The sequence below is a fragment of the Ruegeria sp. AF1 genome, assembly GCF_056542125.1.
Genome location: NZ_JBQFZG010000026.1, coordinates 1 through 14,765, shown reverse-complemented (window position 1 = coordinate 14,765; position 14,765 = coordinate 1). Strand labels below are relative to the sequence as shown.

The following is a 14,765-nucleotide window of genomic DNA, read 5'->3' as shown; positions in this document are numbered from 1 at the left end:
TCACAATGACGTTCTGCCCAATCGGCTGCAACCCCGGTTCAGGCGCTGATCTGTTCCAACGGGGCGGTTTTTGTCAGAAGATCCACGGGTGCAAACCGCACGATCGTCGCACCGTTATGAACTGGTGAAACCGTGCAGTCCAAAGTGATGCCTGACCGCATCCGGATTTCAGCCGTCCATTCCGCCCGGTTATCCCGCATTTCGACAAAATCCCGGATCTCTCCGAGGATCGGCGTAGCAACACAATGGTCCTGCCACCGCCGCGTAACATCGGTGACCGTGTCGGTCTGAAAGCCGATTTCCTGTGCGTCGCCCCAAAGCTTTTCGTAGGCGTAGTTGGTAAGGGCCAGGGTGCCATCATCGGCAAATACAGCGATTGCATCGGCCAGCTTGTCCAATATGGATTGCATCAGATCCATCTCGGACCGGAAGCGTCGCGTCAACGTGATTTCGGCAGTAATATCTTCGAACAGAAACGCAACGGCCCCATCGGGATGCGGCCTGCCGCTTACAGAATAAACTGAGCCAGAGGGCAGCGACCATGTTTCGTGATAATTACCGCCCTCGGCTGCTTCGAGCAGGTCGTTCATCTGACGCCGCCATGTACGGTAGTTCTTGGGCTCTGGCATCATGTGCTGATCCCTAAGCCGGTCGAAAAAACTGCTGATGTTCGGGCGGCAGCTGAGGAAATCCGGCGGCAGCGTGGTCAGATCGATCAGGGCCGGGTTGAACAGCGCCAGTTGCCGGTTGCGATCGAAAATGGCCAGGCCGATCGAAAGTTGAGCAAAGGTCTTGGTCATGGTCTGCACGAACTTGCGTTGCGCGGTTTCCGCTTCGACAATAGCGTTGATGTCTGTGGCGTAACATAACCGCCCGTCGTCCTGCACGATCTGCGTCAGGTCGAACCACAACTTGCTGTTGGTTCCTGTCACTTCCACCGCCACTCTTGATTTTCCGAGCGACGGAGCATCAGAGGTGTCCGGGAACAGAGGGGCAGTCAGATCGGCATCCTGACCACGTGCCCGGCGAACAAGCGTGACATAAGCTGCATTGCACCACTGCACCTGGCTGTTGTGATCCAGCAACCATACCGGATAGGGGGCCTGTTCCATGGCCAGACGGCTCGGTTCACTCAGCGCGCTTGACCTGGTCGGAGGGATTCGGGCCGGTTCGTGCAGACGCACGCGGACAATCCCGTCGATCCATTCACACACCACTTCGCGTTCGACTGTGCAATCAATGGCCGAGATTACCAGTACGTTTTGGTCGCGAACTTTTTCGGGTGTTTCGGGGAAGGTGGGGAAATCTCTTTTCAGCAGGCGGCGCAAATCCTGCCAGCTTCCAACATGCTCGAACCCGGCAAGCGCGATATCGGAGTGACTGATTAGGTGATCACCATCAAACAGGAATACCGCATCAAACAGGGATGTTGTTGAAAACAAGCCAAAGACATCGTCGCGTCGCGTCTGGCGTGGCAATAACCACTGTACGGCAAAGCATCCCGATACCAGGCTGATCGCGGCCAGAATGATCCAATCGGCCATTAATTTCCCCAAGGTATAACCAAACCCCGGCTGACTATGGGCAGGATAGGTTAACGGCTCCTTAACTCATACTTGAATGCGTTTGTTGGAACCGGATGGAACCGGAGTGTCACCTTTTTGCGCGTCAATCAGGTTGCGCGGCCACGAGACCTTGACGATTGCACCTGTCCTGTCTTTTTGATCGGTCAGACGCTGATACGGATCCGTGCCATTAGCGAATTTCAGCTCGGCGCCGCTGCGTTCCAGCAACGTTTTTGCGATGAACAGCCCCAGTCCCATGCCTTCGTATTCCGGACGGGTTCGCAGGTCGGCTTCGGCCCGTCTGCGGCGCATGAAGGGATCACCGATGCGGCCAATCATGTGCGACGGGTAGCCGCGCCCGTCATCCATGATGCTGACGGTGATTTTGCTGTCCGTCCATTCGGCTTCGACCCAGACATTGGCGCGGGCGAAATCTACGGCATTCTGTATCAGGTTGCGGAGTCCGTGAATGATCTCGGGCTTTCGCAGAATCGAGGGTTGCAGCACATCTCCGTCCTGCGCCGGGCCTTCCGAAAAATGAACGACCTTGCCCCGGTCAACATGCGGTTCGGCGGCTTCGTTCACCACTGTTGAAAGTGGAGCCTGCCGCAAATGCAGGTCATCTTTTCCGGCACGACCCATATCGCGCAAAATGTCGCGGCACCGATCGGCCTGTTCGCGGATCAAGGCCGCGTCTTCCTTGAGGTCGGGACGGTCGTCCAGCTCTTCGATCAGTTCCGCACTCGCCAGTTTGATTGTTGCCAGAGGGGTGCCCAGCTCGTGCGCGGCGGCGGCGACCACGCCGCCCAGATCAGTCAGTTTTTGCTCGCGGGCCAGTGCCATATGGGTGGCAGCCAGCGCTTCGGACATGGACTGAACCTCGGAACTGACGCGGTGAGAATAGGCACCGATAAAGACGATGGCGATAATAATAGCCGCCCAGTTGCCAAACAGCAGGATTTCCGGAATGTCCAAAACCACCCCGATGTTGGTCCGCAGCGGCAGGTGGAATTCCGCTAGCAGAGTGGTCAGAACAATTGCAACAGCCCCGACAATCAAGGTCGACCGTGTGCTCATCACATTGGCGGAAATCGTGACCGGCCCCAGAAGCAGAAGGGCAAAGGGGTTGTTCAGCCCGCCTGTCAGATACAGCAAGATCGACAGTTGCAACAGATCGAACAGAACCATCAGGAAGTTTTCGAACTCGGACATCCGCTTATTCTGTGGAAACAACAGAATGGCGGTCAGGTTACCCATGACCGAGATCCCGATGGCCAGATAGCACAGGCCTAGTTCCAGCTGCACATGATAGTATTGCTGGGCCACGGTGATGGCGGTGATCTGACCAAAGATGGCAACCCATCGCAACAGGATAAGGGTGCGCAGGCGGATCCAGCTGCTGCGTTCCTGGCCGCGCCAAAAAGTCTGATTGGAATCTGCCATTGGTCGCTTATGTCCTGTTGCAAAGGCTGGTCATCTTGTTAGGTGTCCCGGCCGAAACGATCAACAACTCCTTGCGACCGGAAAACCAAAATGACCCGCCTCTACGCAATTCTTGCAACTCTCGTTCTGGCTATTGGCCTAGGTGCGATGTGGCTTTTGACGCGTGGGGGCGGATCCGACGACCAGTTTGCACAGTGCCGGTCTGGGCAGATCGCCGGGGGGACCGCTGCTATCGGCGGGCCGTTTGAACTGGTGAATGGCAAAGGTGAGACGGTGACCGACAAAGACGTTATCACCGAACCCACACTTGTCTATTTCGGCTATACATTCTGCCCCGATGTCTGCCCGTTTGACATGTCCCGCAATGTTGAGGCCGTGGATATCCTGAACCAGCGCGGGCAGTCGGCAACGGCGCTGTTCATCTCGATCGATCCCGAACGGGACACGCCCCATGTAGTCGATGATTATGCCTTCAACCTTGGCGGCAAAACGATTGCGTTGACCGGTTCGCCCGAACAGGTCAGGGCGGCGAGCAAGGCTTACAAGACCTATTACAAGGCACAGGATAAAAGCGACGAATTCTACCTTGTTGACCATTCCACCTTCACCTATCTGGTGACGCCCGAACATGGTTTCCTTGAATTCTTCAAGCGCGATGACACGGCCGAACAGATGGCTGACAAGGTCGGGTGCTTTCTGGACCAGGCTGCGCATTAACAAGGTTGTTTGACCTTTGTTTCTGCGCTGCTATTACTCATGTTTAAGCCAAAGGCATGAAATAGCGGAAAGACCTAACATATGGCAGACAGTTCTCAGCTTGATATCGGCCCTGACAAATCCCTGCTTTTGGTGGATGATGACGAGCCGTTTCTGAGACGTTTGGCCAAGGCCATGGAAAAGCGTGGGTTCGAGGTTGAAACCGCGGGATCCGTCGCCGCAGGCCGCGCAATTTCCACCGCCCGCCCACCGGCTTACGCAGTTGTTGACCTGCGACTGGAGGATGGCAACGGTCTGGATGTGGTTGAGGTTCTGCGCGAAAAGCGCCCCGACAGCCGGGTCGTGGTTCTGACCGGGTACGGGGCGATTGCGACCGCAGTCGCCGCCGTAAAAATCGGCGCAACCGATTATCTGTCGAAACCCGCCGACGCCACCGACATCACCAATGCGCTGCTGGCCAAGGGCGACGAACTGCCCCCGCCGCCGGAAAACCCCATGAGCGCGGACCGCGTGCGCTGGGAACATATCCAGCGCGTTTATGAGCTGTGCGACCGCAATGTCAGCGAAACGGCGCGGCGGCTGAACATGCACCGCCGGACATTGCAGCGGATTTTGGCGAAGCGCAGTCCGCGTTGATTTAAATAAGATCAGGGACAGCAATGAGTCATACATATCTGGCCTTCATTGATGAGTCGGGCGATGATGGAATTAGGGCGCCTTTTCGAGAGGTTGGAGGTCGAGGAGGTGCATCAAGATGGTTAGTCATTTCAGCATGTGTTTTCAGAAAAGTTCATAGCCTTGAGGCTGTGAAGTGGCGTGATGAAATCAACTCGAAAATGCCTGATCGAAAATCTCGCGACCTTCACTTTGCTAAGCTTAATCATGGGCAGAAGCTGGCGGCTGTTAGCGTATTGGCAACCAAGCCGGTTCGAGCAATCAGCGTGATGGCATGTAAAGAGACCATCCCAGAAGGCGTTTATACGGAGAAGAACCAACTCTACTTCTACATGACACGGTATCTCATTGAACGTATTTCGTGGTTGTGTCGTGACCACCGGAGAAATGCACCTGAAGGAAACGGTCAGGTTGCTATTACTTTCTCGCGAAGAGGCGGTATGCAGTATGACGGATTTCGCGACTACCTGAGTCAGCTCAAGGGAGATGCAGATAGCGATATTCGTATACACTGGCCAGTTATTGATATCGAAGCTGTTTCAGCCATGGATCATAGCAGGAGCGCGTCCCTTCAGCTTGCTGATGGAGTTGCGTCGGCTTTCGCTTCAGGTATTGAGCCTGATCTGTACGGAAACTGTGAACCGAGATACTCAGAAATTCTGAAGCGCGTAACGTATAACAGAAACAAGAACTTTTTGAGTTATGGGGTGAAAACTGTTCCCAAACACGATCAATGCCCATTGGATCAACAGCAAATCAAAATGATTGAAATGTGGAAATGAAGCGGCAGCCCCCCGGCCCATAATTGCGGTAATCGCCTGCAATCTTTCGAATGCTCTGGGTTGTTCCGGCGCATGACTGCCTAAAGGAAGATATAGTCAAACAAGTTAAAAAGTCAATAAGAGTCAGTATTTTATAGGGAGACTCTAAGACCTTGAATGGACTCGAAATTCTCTCTGAGCGGAACTTGTGAGCAGGTTTATTTTGAGGCGAGTTCTGCCAAAAGTCCTTCATGCCGCGCAACATACGCTTCCCTCACCGCAACTGGCGGGCGTAACGTGATCTCCAATCCCTCCATAACCGCTTTATCCGGGCGACCAAAGAATTTCGTCGCCTCGGCCTCGGAAAAGCCTGCGATCTGGGTTGCCTCCATCCAGGCACTGATTTTGTCGGCCTTTTTGATCTGCCGTTTCACCGTTTTCGGCACTGCAGCGGGCAGGCCAAAGCGGATGTGGATTGCCGCCGCCAACCGGTCATCCAGCGCGCCGTAACCGGGGCCCACGGCGGATTTGACCGGCGAAATCATGTCGCCGATCACGTATTCCGGCGCATCATGTAACAGGGCTGCCAGCCGCCATTTGACGGGTGTCTTGGGCGCAATTCTTCCGAAGAGTTCCTCAACCAATAGGGAATGCTCGGCCACGGAATAGGCGAAATCGCCGCGTGTCTGCCCGTTCCAGCGCGCCACAAAAGCAAGCCCATGCGCGATATCTTCTATCTCGATATCCACCGGGGTCGGGTCCAGCAGGTCCAGCCGACGCCCCGATAACATGCGCTGCCATGCTCTGGGTTGTGTTGCCATTTTGCTATGCCTCGCCTGACCGGACGCGATTGCGCCATATTTTTGTGTTATGATGTACCTGTCTGGATCACTTGCTGCCAACAGTTTCTTGAGCATTTGTGCTTTGAAACGGCGCGCCATGATCCCGACATCAAAACCGAGGGGGGCACATGCTTCTCCCGGTGTGCTCCTCTCGACCGTGAAACGCGAAACGATAGGAGTTTGTCATGTTCAAGCGTTTATTCGCCATTGCCCTGACCTTTGGAATGGCCGCGACCGCCCCACCAGCTTTTGCCCGAAGTTGCGCAGATCGCGACGATATTGTCGCCAAATTGCAGGAAAACTACGCCGAGGAATTGGCCTTTGGCGGTTTGCAAAAGACGCGCGACGCGCACTCTGTGATGGAGGTCTGGGCCTCGAAGGAAACGGGCAGTTATACCGTTTTGGTAACCAATGCGAACGGAATCAGTTGTATTGTTGCCGTTGGCACCGATTTTTTTGAAGCGATACCAAAGATAAAAATCGAAGGCACGCCAAGCTGAAAGCGGCCACCAGGCTTCCGGTAACAGTCTTCAAAGTTGCCACCTGCCCCAAGGAGTGCTAGGGGCAGCCGGGACTGTGATTTACCGAAAATGGAGCGCCAGATGGCCGTGGACTATATCGTTAAAGACATTTCGCTGGCCGGGTTCGGCCGCAAGGAATTGGACATTGCCGAAACCGAGATGCCGGGCTTGATGTCCCTGCGTACGGAATATGGGGAAAGCAAACCTCTGACAGGTGCGCGTATCGTTGGATCGCTGCACATGACTATCCAGACAGCTGTTCTGATTGAAACGCTGGTTGCGCTGGGCGCGGATGTGCGCTGGGCGTCGTGCAACATCTTCTCGACCCAGGACCATGCAGCAGCCGCGATTGCCGAGGCAGGCATTCCCGTCTTCGCCATCAAGGGTCAAACGCTGGAAGAGCATTGGGATTATCTGGATAAATCCTTCTTGTTCGAAGACGGCCCGAACATGATCCTCGACGATGGTGGCGACGCGACCCTGTACATCCTGCTGGGTGCACGTGCGGAAGCGGGCGAAGACATCATCCCAGTTCCGGGTTCGGAAGAGGAAGAGGTGATCAAGAAGCAGATCGCTAAGCGCATGGCGGCAAGCCCCGGCTGGTTCACCAAGATGCGTGACCAGATCCAAGGCGTTTCCGAGGAAACCACCACCGGCGTGAACCGCCTGTATCAACTGGTGAAAGACGGCCACCTGCCGTTCCCGGCGATCAACGTGAATGACTCGGTCACAAAGTCGAAATTCGACAATAAATACGGCTGTAAGGAATCGCTGGTCGACGGTATTCGCCGCGCCACCGACACAATGATGGCCGGTAAGGTTGCCGTGGTTTGCGGCTATGGCGACGTGGGCAAGGGCTCGGCCGCCAGCTTGCGTGGCGCGGGTGCGCGCGTGAAGGTGACCGAAGTTGACCCGATCTGCGCGCTGCAGGCTGCGATGGATGGGTTCGAAGTAACCCTGCTGGAAGACGAAGTTGCCAGCGCGGATATCTTCATCACCACCACCGGCAACAAGGACGTGATCCGCATCGAGCATATGCGCGAGATGAAGGACATGGCCATCGTCGGCAATATCGGGCACTTCGACAACGAGATTCAGGTGGCCAGCCTGAAGAACCACAAGTGGACCAACATCAAGGAGCAGGTGGACATGATCGAGATGCCTTCGGGCAACCGTCTGATCCTGCTGTCTGAAGGCCGCCTTCTCAATCTTGGCAACGCCACAGGTCACCCGTCTTTTGTGATGTCGGCCTCGTTCACCAACCAGGTATTGGCACAGATCGAGCTGTTCACCAAAGGTGATCAGTACGAGAACAAGGTCTACATCCTGCCCAAGCATCTGGACGAGAAGGTCGCCCGCCTGCATCTGGATCGCATCGGCGTGAAGCTGACGAAGCTGGATGCGGATCAGGCGGCGTACATCGGTGTCAAACCGGAAGGTCCATACAAGCCGGAACACTACCGCTACTGATTGTCGTCTGACGATGACACAGAACAACGGACGCCGCCGGTTTCTTTACTCGGCGGCGTTCTTTGTTTTCAGGGTTCTGGTTGTGGTGATCGTGCTGGGTGGCGGTGGCTGGGTGCTGTTGGCGCATCCAAAGACACCGGTGCCATCTCACTGGAACCCATTGCACGATCTTAAAGTCAGCGCGCAGGTCACGCCAGTCACCAGGTATCAATTGAACCGGGCCTTGGCGGATGAAACCCAGTGTCGGGCTACATTGACCGAAGCAGGCGTTCATTTCGAGGCGATGGAGGATCTGGTCATTGATCAGAACTGTGGCATTGCCGCACGGGGTCTACTGACCCGGCTGGCCACTTCGCACATCGAAGCCGTTGAAACCAGTTGCGCCACAACATTGCGGCTGACGATGTGGGAACACCATGTCGTGCAGCCGGCTGCGCACGAACTGCTTGGAACCGGTATTGCCCGTTTGCGCCATGTCGGAAGTTACAATTGCAGGCGCATGCGCACCCTGAAGGGTGAAAATAACGGATGGAGCAGCCATGCCCGTGCGGACTCGATCGATATCATCGGTGTGGAGACGACCGATGGCCGCGTACTGACCCTGTTAAATGGCTGGCAGGGTACCGGACCCGAACCCGCATTCCTGCGGCAAATCTGGCGGGGCGCGTGCGACTGGTTTCGTGTGGTTCTAGGCCCGGACTTCAATCGCTTGCACGCGGATCATTTTCACCTGCAAGGTTCGGGCTGGGGGTATTGCAGATAGGTCTTGCATCCTGTGCTTTCCAGTCCCGGTTAAGGGGGAGGAAACGCAATATTTTATCCTTTTGGGCTGACCTGTGACACGTCTAGTCTCGGCTATCGGTGATTGGTGCCGGATTAACGGATAAAGGAGATTGGGACATGGGCAAGCGCGACGAGTTGATCGCCAAATACGCTGAAGATCTGAAAAACAAATGTGGGATGAACCCCGATATGGACCTGCTGACCAAGGTCACAATCGGTTGCGGTCCGGCAATTTATGACGCAGATGCGGCAACTGTTGCAGCCAGCCAGGCGCCCGAGTTGGAAACCGTCAAGAACAACTTCCTGATCAAGAAACTGGGCCTGTCAGATGGTCCCGAGCTGATGGCAGCGATCAACAAAGCCATGGAAACTTATGGCATGTCCGAGCGCAACAAATACCGCGCCGTGGTCTATTACATGCTGACCAAGCATTTCGGGAAAGAAGCCGTTTACGGCTGATCTAACCGCGCAATCCTGAAACGCCTGTCGTCTTTCCGGCAGGCGTTTCGTATTTGAGTTGTTTTTTAAGGACTTGGCGTTTGAAACGCTGCGCGCGGTTGGGCTAAGGTCAATCCGTGACCAGGACGGTCAGAACCAGATATTTCCATACGCGTGTGGTGAGTAGGGAGCACGCGGGGGTAGGGAAGGTTCTGTATCGTCAGAGCCTTCCCTCATTACTCATCTGAACTCTTTAAGAATACGCGCGATGAGGTTTTCTGCTCTGTCAGGTTGAACGGTTGAATTGTCGTCCGCATTTCCGCCGCTGCCTTCCAGATAAACCTCGATCCGCCCCGGGCGCGTCTTGCTGCCCGAGCTTGTGAAGTCCCGTGAAATACCCCCCAGTGCATCGGCGGCCATCGCGGCGTTTTCGGCGTCATCGGGGTGATAAAACCGGACCTGGGTTTCTCTGACCCGGTATCCCACCCGAGCTGTTGCCACCACTGTTGCCTGACCTCGGACAAGCAGTTCCAACGCCCGGTTGCTGGTCTCTTGCGAAACTCTCGACGGTACAAAAAGCGAGACCTCAAGATCAATGATCGGCGTCACAAGAAGCGGTTTCACCTCGGCGTAGGGCGGGTTGGCGGGTGTGTCGATCTCTTGCGGAACGGGATCATTGGTTATCTGTGATATCTGCGATAATCCGCCCTTGTTCAGCGGATTGGGATTGCGAAGTCGTGGTTCATACCAGGCAGGAATCGCGGCTTGAATGTCTGAGGCGGTCGCGGCGGCCAACGTGGGTTCCATCCGGGCAAGAAAGAAAATCTTGGGCGGCGTCAAGGAAATCTCCGGCTTCTCCGTTACCGCTTCGGGATTCGGGCTGGTTGCAAACTCGCTTTCAGGCATGACAGTGTTTTCCGGTTCCTGGGAAAGGGTTGCACTGGATTGATCCAAAACAACCGGATCGACTGACTCGCTATTTGGCTTGTCCAAGGGTTCGCTGACGTCAGCGGGTATTGAGAGAGGCTCAGGCTCAGGGGGCCCTGAAACCAACAGATCCTCTGGTATAGGGGCGTCTTTCGGGTCCAGCAGGCTGGTGGCTGCGGCCTCAGGCGGTTCTTCGGGGGCCAGAAAGGTTTCAGAAAGCGCATTCAGAACGGCCTGATCTTCTGCGTCTGCGGTTGGCCAGTCATCTAAAAGATTTGCAATGACCCATTGCAAGGCGGCCCCACACAAAAGGGCAACCAGTACTAACGCGACCCGAGTTTTCCGTTTTTTTCTGACGCGCGGCTTGTCCAGATTTAGCGAGCGGACCCGCTCGGAAACGATCTGCTCAGTATCTGTATCGTCCGGTGGGGGCAGAACGTCCGATTGCGCAGAGGTCGAAGCAGGTTCTTTCAGCGCCTCTTCTTGCGCCCCCGCAAGCACCGACGCGCGCTTCTCCCGCGCCTCTTTGAGGCGCGCTTCCCAGGTTCTCGTGCTTTTCGCAGCAACGGTGTTATCGAGTGTCCCGTTGCCGTTTTCAGTGTCAGACACGGGGTTCAAACTTTCAAAACGTATCGAATTTATCCGAACAACACCAAGCGGTTACGACCAGAGCAATCATAACCTTCAGGTCCCTACCCGGCGTAGCCCTTGGAAACATAACACCTTGCCGGGCGTTTGAGAAGTTTTGCACCTTGTACAGGACGGCAGGTCAATCCGGCTGCGTTTCACCCAAGGCGCATATCGCCTTCCATTGATCGTCAGTTACCGGCTGCACCGATAAACGAGAGTTTTTCACCAACACCATTTCGGCAAGCCGTTCGTCGGCCTTGATCTGGTCCAGTGTCACGGGTTTGGAAAAGGACCGGACGGCCTTGATATCCACGCATTCCCAGCGCTCATCATCGGTGGAATTGTCGGGATGTGCCTCGGCGCATACTTCGACAATACCAACAACTGACTTGTCCTTTTGAGAGTGGTAGAAGAACCCCCAATCCCCAATGGCCATCTGACGCATGAAATTGCGCGCCTGATAGTTGCGCACACCGTCCCATTCCTCGCCCTTATCCCCCTTGGCCATTTGCTGTTCCCAGCTCCAGGTCGAAGGTTCGGACTTGAAAAGCCAATATGCCATCAGCCGATCACCTTTTTCCAGGGAATCAGTTCAACCGACTGGAACAATCCAGCCTTCGCATAGGGGTCATTATCTGCCCAGTTTTGCGCAGCAGCCAGATCTTCGACGTCGAGCACAACCAGCGAACCGATCATGGCGTCGCCATCCAGCAGCGGCCCTGCCTGCGATACAACACCCGTTTCTTCGATATAGGCCAGATGGGCCGCGCGATTGTCCAACCGGGTTTGCAGTGCCCCGGCTTTGTCACGGGCGATGAGTGCGATCAGCATGTTATTCCTCCTTGAGTGGGCGATTGAGCAGGTTTTGGATGGCCTCGGTCACACTGTAGGCACCATGGCTCAGATCCGCCACCGTTGTACTGATGGGCATGTCCAGCCCTTCCTTGACGGCAATCTCTGACATGGCGCGCGCGGTGGCGACGCCTTCGACAGTAGTATGTTGGTCAAATGGTTGGTTCAGGCCCAAACTAAGACCAAAACGGTAGTTTCGGGACAGCTCTGAGGAACAGGTCAACACCAGATCTCCAAGCCCTGACAAGCCCATCAGGGTGTCAGGACGCGCGCCCCGCAGGGCGGCAAAGCGCTGCATTTCCGCAAAACCGCGAGTCATCAACGCGGCACGGGCGCTGTCCCCCAGCCCCGCGCCGATTGCTGCGCCGCAACCGATGGCCATGATGTTCTTCAGCGCCCCGCCAAGTTCAGCACCTATGGTGTCAGTGGTCCGATAGAGGCGCAGGTTCGCAGTGGCCAGCTCGGTCTGCAATGTTTTGCCAAGATTCGTATCACCGCAAGCCAGCGTTAACGCAGTGGGCAAACCGCGCGCTATGTCATCAGCAAAACTGGGTCCTGTCAGCAAAGCGATCGAGGCATCGGAGACAACATCCCTGATGACCGCAACGGGCCCGAGACCAGAATCCAACTCTATCCCCTTACAGCAAGCGACCAGTGTCTTGCCGTGCAGCACCGGGGCGTGATCTTGCAAGGCGCTGCGCAATTGCTGCATAGGAACGGCCAAAAGCAGAATGTCAGCCTTCGACGCCTCAGCGATATTTGCGGTTACGGCGATGTTCGTGCGTAAGGAAACACCAGGCAGCCTGGTGGAGTTTTCGCGCGTCTCATGCATCTGCCGCGCCTGATCGGCGTTTCTGGACCACAGCGTTACTGGCCCGTTGCCTGATAGCGAGATTGCCAAAGCGGTACCAAACGCACCGGATCCCAGGACAGATACGTTCATGCCTTGGCCCCTTTCTTACCGCTGCCCAGCATTGCCGGGCTGCGTTGATCGAGCGGCCAGCGGGGACGGGCAGTCAGGTCCAGACCGTCGCGCGCGCCGGTGCGAAAGCGTTCAAGACCCGCATAGGCAATCATCGCGGCATTGTCCGTGCACAAAGCCAGCGGAGGTGCCGTAAACCGGGCACCTTGTTGTGCGCAAACAGACTCTAACGCTGCCCGAATGGCCGAGTTGGCAGCCACCCCACCTGCAACCGCGACAACGGGATCAGCAGGATTGTGATCAAGATACAGATCAATCGCGCGGCGGGTTTTCTCGGCCAATGTGTCCACTATGGCCTGCTGGAATCCTGCGCACAGATCAGCTCGGTCCTGACGGGTCAGCCCACCCTTGTCGGCCACGATTTGGTCGCGCATTCGCATCAGGGCTGTTTTCAGCCCCGAGAAGGACAAGTCACAGCCGGGCCGGTCCAGCAGTGGCCTGGGAAAGCGGAACCGCTGGGGATCGCCATCACGGGCCTCAGCCTCGACAGACGGGCCGCCGGGTTGCGGCAGTCCCAGCAGGCGAGCGGTCTTGTCAAAGGCTTCCCCAGGTGCGTCGTCGATTGTACCGCCCAGGCGGGCAAACTGCTCGGGACTATGGGCGATCAGGTATTGGCAATGGCCACCCGACACCAGAAGCATGAGGTAAGGGAAGGCGATGCCGTCCGTCAGGCGGGGTGTCAGGGCGTGACCGGCAAGATGATTGACGCCAATCAGCGGCAAGCCCGTGGCGGCGCTTAGCCCTTTGGCGCACATGACACCGGACATGACCCCTCCGATCAGACCGGGCCCTGCGGTGACGGCAATAGCGTCCATGTCGCGCAGCGACAGACCGGCGGCCTCCAGTGCCTGCATGACACAGACATCCAGCTTTTCGGCATGGGCACGGGCCGCAATCTCGGGCACGACACCGCCAAAGGCGCTGTGCAGATCGGTTTGACCGTGCACCACAGAAGACAGGATCTCGGCTTTGGCACCTTCGGTCTGGCGCACGACAGCTGCGGCTGTGTCGTCACAGCTGCTTTCCAAACCCAATACGGTAAGTGTTTGCACCATCACCCTGATCCGTTGCATCATGTATATACGGCGGGGTATCACCCTGCGCGGATGCAAACAATCCTGAAGGGTCAAGGCGCCACACGTTGTTTTTGTTGATGACCCGCCCTCGCTCCGCCTCGGAAAGGTTTGTCGAGCAGTTGCCAACCCGCGTCAGATCTCGGGTACAGGCCCTCTATTCGCCGATCATGGAAATCCGGCCACTGCCAGTTGCGGTGGATACCAAAGGTGTAAAAGGATTGATCTTTACATCGGCCAATGCGGTAAATGCGGCGGTTTCGAAAGGTGTTGACCGCACTCTGCCGGCCTATTGCGTGGGGCCCGCAACAACCGGTACCGCGAAAGGGTATGGGTGGCAGGCCAAGATGGTCGGAACCACGGCAGAAGAATTGGTTGGGCATCTGCTCAAGCATCGGCCCAAAAGCCCGCTTTTGCACCTGCGGGGTGAACATACACGGGGTAATATCGCTGGCCGCCTGACCGAATCTGGTCTGACCGTTCGGGAACAGCCAGTCTATCAGCAGCGGTTGTTGCCGCTAACACCCGAGGCCACCGAGGCCGCCGAAGGAAATCTGCCGATAATTGCTCCGCTTTTCTCGCCGCGCACGGCGCGACATTTTGCCGATATCTGGGCCGGATCAGCCCCCCTTTGGCTGGTTGCGATCAGCCAGGCTACGGCTGATCCCCTTTATTCTTTGGACTATGAGCACCTGAAGATTGCAAAACATCCGACACCGAAGAAAATGCGTAAAGCTGTTAAAAAGCTTGTGAAACATGTGTTGCGGGTTGAGGGTGGCGAGGTCCCCGATTAACTTAACCTGGGCTGTTATTCATCTGAATTTGGATTCGATAAGGGGAATATTGCGGTGGCTGGTAAGAAGAAATCCGATCAAAAGCCGGTGGAACCCCTCCTAGCAGATGATGCAGTTGAAACTGATCTGCGGCAGGAAGATACGCCTGTTGACCCGGCTGAACCTGTAGAAGAAGACCTGTCCGAAGCCGAAGCCGAAGCCGAAGCCGAAGCCGAAGCCGAAGCCGAAGCCGAAGCCGAAGCCGAAGCCGAAGCCGAAGCCGAAGCCGAAGCCGAAGCCGAAGCCGAAGCCG

Annotated in this window: 17 protein-coding genes; 9 read left to right on the top strand and 8 right to left on the bottom strand. The window is 56.3% G+C overall.

Annotation, left to right across the window (positions count from 1 at the left end):
* Positions 1-38: 38 nt before the first annotated feature.
* Positions 39-1,544 (bottom strand): PAS-domain containing protein, encoded by a 1,506-nt coding sequence (locus ACR0BK_RS19530; RefSeq protein WP_480555979.1) that lies wholly within the window; start codon positions 1,542-1,544, stop codon positions 39-41.
* Between the two features lie 66 nt (positions 1,545-1,610).
* Positions 1,611-3,008 carry a sensor histidine kinase RegB gene (gene regB / locus ACR0BK_RS19525; RefSeq protein WP_480555978.1) on the bottom strand — a complete coding sequence of 466 codons (1,398 nt, stop codon included), beginning with the start codon at positions 3,006-3,008 and terminating at the stop codon, positions 1,611-1,613.
* Between the two features lie 90 nt (positions 3,009-3,098).
* Here regB and ACR0BK_RS19520 point away from each other — a divergent pair, with 90 nt between their 5' ends.
* The 3 genes from ACR0BK_RS19520 (at position 3,099) to ACR0BK_RS19510 (ending at position 5,182) form a co-directional block, all read left to right on the top strand.
* Positions 3,099-3,725 carry an SCO family protein gene (locus ACR0BK_RS19520; RefSeq protein ID WP_480555977.1) on the top strand — a complete coding sequence of 209 codons (627 nt, stop codon included), beginning with the start codon at positions 3,099-3,101 and terminating at the stop codon, positions 3,723-3,725.
* Positions 3,726-3,806: 81 nt separating this feature from the next.
* Entirely contained in the window at positions 3,807-4,361 is a 555-nt protein-coding gene (locus ACR0BK_RS19515) for an ActR/PrrA/RegA family redox response regulator transcription factor (RefSeq protein WP_050604676.1), read from the top strand.
* 23 nt (positions 4,362-4,384) lie between these two features.
* Positions 4,385-5,182 carry a DUF3800 domain-containing protein gene (locus ACR0BK_RS19510; protein ID WP_480555976.1) on the top strand — a complete coding sequence of 266 codons (798 nt, stop codon included), beginning with the start codon at positions 4,385-4,387 and terminating at the stop codon, positions 5,180-5,182.
* Positions 5,183-5,379: 197 nt separating this feature from the next.
* Here ACR0BK_RS19510 and ACR0BK_RS19505 read toward each other — a convergent pair whose 3' ends face one another.
* Positions 5,380-5,982: an HD domain-containing protein gene (locus ACR0BK_RS19505; RefSeq protein WP_480555975.1), complete on the bottom strand. Its 603-nt coding sequence runs from the start codon at positions 5,980-5,982 to the stop codon at positions 5,380-5,382.
* Between the two features lie 206 nt (positions 5,983-6,188).
* On the opposite strand from ACR0BK_RS19505, the gene ACR0BK_RS19500 reads away from it, so the two are divergent.
* The 4 genes from ACR0BK_RS19500 (at position 6,189) to ACR0BK_RS19485 (ending at position 9,236) form a co-directional block, all read left to right on the top strand.
* On the top strand, positions 6,189-6,503 hold the full coding sequence (locus ACR0BK_RS19500) for a hypothetical protein (protein WP_480538422.1): 315 nt from the start codon (positions 6,189-6,191) through the stop codon (positions 6,501-6,503).
* A gap of 102 nt (positions 6,504-6,605) precedes the next feature.
* Positions 6,606-7,994, top strand: a complete 1,389-nt coding sequence (gene ahcY, locus ACR0BK_RS19495) for an adenosylhomocysteinase (RefSeq protein WP_480555974.1) — start codon at positions 6,606-6,608, stop codon at positions 7,992-7,994.
* 13 nt (positions 7,995-8,007) lie between these two features.
* Positions 8,008-8,757: an extensin-like domain-containing protein gene (locus ACR0BK_RS19490; protein ID WP_480555973.1), complete on the top strand. Its 750-nt coding sequence runs from the start codon at positions 8,008-8,010 to the stop codon at positions 8,755-8,757.
* A 137-nt stretch (positions 8,758-8,894) separates the two neighbouring features.
* Positions 8,895-9,236, top strand: coding sequence for a DUF2853 family protein (locus tag ACR0BK_RS19485; protein ID WP_480496375.1), 342 nt, complete (start codon positions 8,895-8,897; stop codon positions 9,234-9,236).
* 219 nt (positions 9,237-9,455) lie between these two features.
* Here ACR0BK_RS19485 and ACR0BK_RS19480 read toward each other — a convergent pair whose 3' ends face one another.
* The 5 genes from ACR0BK_RS19480 to tsaD form a co-directional block, all read right to left on the bottom strand.
* Entirely contained in the window at positions 9,456-10,751 is a 1,296-nt protein-coding gene (locus ACR0BK_RS19480; RefSeq protein WP_480555972.1) for a hypothetical protein, read from the bottom strand.
* A gap of 160 nt (positions 10,752-10,911) precedes the next feature.
* Positions 10,912-11,334 (bottom strand): EVE domain-containing protein, encoded by a 423-nt coding sequence (locus tag ACR0BK_RS19475; protein ID WP_480474453.1) that lies wholly within the window; start codon positions 11,332-11,334, stop codon positions 10,912-10,914.
* Positions 11,334-11,603, bottom strand: a complete 270-nt coding sequence (locus ACR0BK_RS19470) for a YciI family protein (protein ID WP_480482615.1) — start codon at positions 11,601-11,603, stop codon at positions 11,334-11,336. The genes ACR0BK_RS19475 and ACR0BK_RS19470 overlap by 1 nt, the downstream gene beginning before the upstream one ends.
* Before the next feature lies 1 nt (position 11,604).
* A complete protein-coding gene (locus tag ACR0BK_RS19465; protein WP_480555971.1) occupies positions 11,605-12,567 on the bottom strand; it encodes an NAD(P)H-dependent glycerol-3-phosphate dehydrogenase in 963 nt (320 codons plus the stop codon).
* A complete protein-coding gene (gene tsaD, locus ACR0BK_RS19460) occupies positions 12,564-13,661 on the bottom strand; it encodes a tRNA (adenosine(37)-N6)-threonylcarbamoyltransferase complex transferase subunit TsaD (RefSeq protein ID WP_480521348.1) in 1,098 nt (365 codons plus the stop codon). The genes ACR0BK_RS19465 and tsaD overlap by 4 nt, the downstream gene beginning before the upstream one ends.
* Before the next feature lie 98 nt (positions 13,662-13,759).
* Here tsaD and ACR0BK_RS19455 point away from each other — a divergent pair, with 98 nt between their 5' ends.
* Together ACR0BK_RS19455 and ACR0BK_RS19450 are read left to right on the top strand one after the other, a co-directional pair.
* Complete coding sequence (locus ACR0BK_RS19455) at positions 13,760-14,473, top strand: uroporphyrinogen-III synthase (protein WP_480474456.1); 714 nt, start codon at positions 13,760-13,762, stop codon at positions 14,471-14,473.
* A gap of 54 nt (positions 14,474-14,527) precedes the next feature.
* A partial coding sequence (locus ACR0BK_RS19450; RefSeq protein WP_480555970.1) for a hypothetical protein occupies positions 14,528-14,765 on the top strand: 238 nt, incomplete at its 3' end.

Coding starts and splice junctions, on each gene's coding strand:
- ACR0BK_RS19500 (WP_480538422.1), top strand. CDS start 6,189: ATGTTCAAGCGTTTATTCGCCATTGCCCTGACCTTTGGAATGGCCGCG.
- ACR0BK_RS19520 (WP_480555977.1), top strand. CDS start 3,099: ATGACCCGCCTCTACGCAATTCTTGCAACTCTCGTTCTGGCTATTGGC.
- ACR0BK_RS19465 (WP_480555971.1), bottom strand. CDS start 12,567: ATGAACGTATCTGTCCTGGGATCCGGTGCGTTTGGTACCGCTTTGGCA.
- regB (WP_480555978.1), bottom strand. CDS start 3,008: ATGGCAGATTCCAATCAGACTTTTTGGCGCGGCCAGGAACGCAGCAGC.
- tsaD (WP_480521348.1), bottom strand. CDS start 13,661: ATGGTGCAAACACTTACCGTATTGGGTTTGGAAAGCAGCTGTGACGAC.
- ACR0BK_RS19470 (WP_480482615.1), bottom strand. CDS start 11,603: ATGCTGATCGCACTCATCGCCCGTGACAAAGCCGGGGCACTGCAAACC.
- ACR0BK_RS19510 (WP_480555976.1), top strand. CDS start 4,385: ATGAGTCATACATATCTGGCCTTCATTGATGAGTCGGGCGATGATGGA.
- ahcY (WP_480555974.1), top strand. CDS start 6,606: ATGGCCGTGGACTATATCGTTAAAGACATTTCGCTGGCCGGGTTCGGC.
- ACR0BK_RS19530 (WP_480555979.1), bottom strand. CDS start 1,544: ATGGCCGATTGGATCATTCTGGCCGCGATCAGCCTGGTATCGGGATGC.
- ACR0BK_RS19455 (WP_480474456.1), top strand. CDS start 13,760: ATGACCCGCCCTCGCTCCGCCTCGGAAAGGTTTGTCGAGCAGTTGCCA.
- ACR0BK_RS19475 (WP_480474453.1), bottom strand. CDS start 11,334: ATGGCATATTGGCTTTTCAAGTCCGAACCTTCGACCTGGAGCTGGGAA.
- ACR0BK_RS19490 (WP_480555973.1), top strand. CDS start 8,008: ATGACACAGAACAACGGACGCCGCCGGTTTCTTTACTCGGCGGCGTTC.
- ACR0BK_RS19515 (WP_050604676.1), top strand. CDS start 3,807: ATGGCAGACAGTTCTCAGCTTGATATCGGCCCTGACAAATCCCTGCTT.
- ACR0BK_RS19505 (WP_480555975.1), bottom strand. CDS start 5,982: ATGGCAACACAACCCAGAGCATGGCAGCGCATGTTATCGGGGCGTCGG.
- ACR0BK_RS19485 (WP_480496375.1), top strand. CDS start 8,895: ATGGGCAAGCGCGACGAGTTGATCGCCAAATACGCTGAAGATCTGAAA.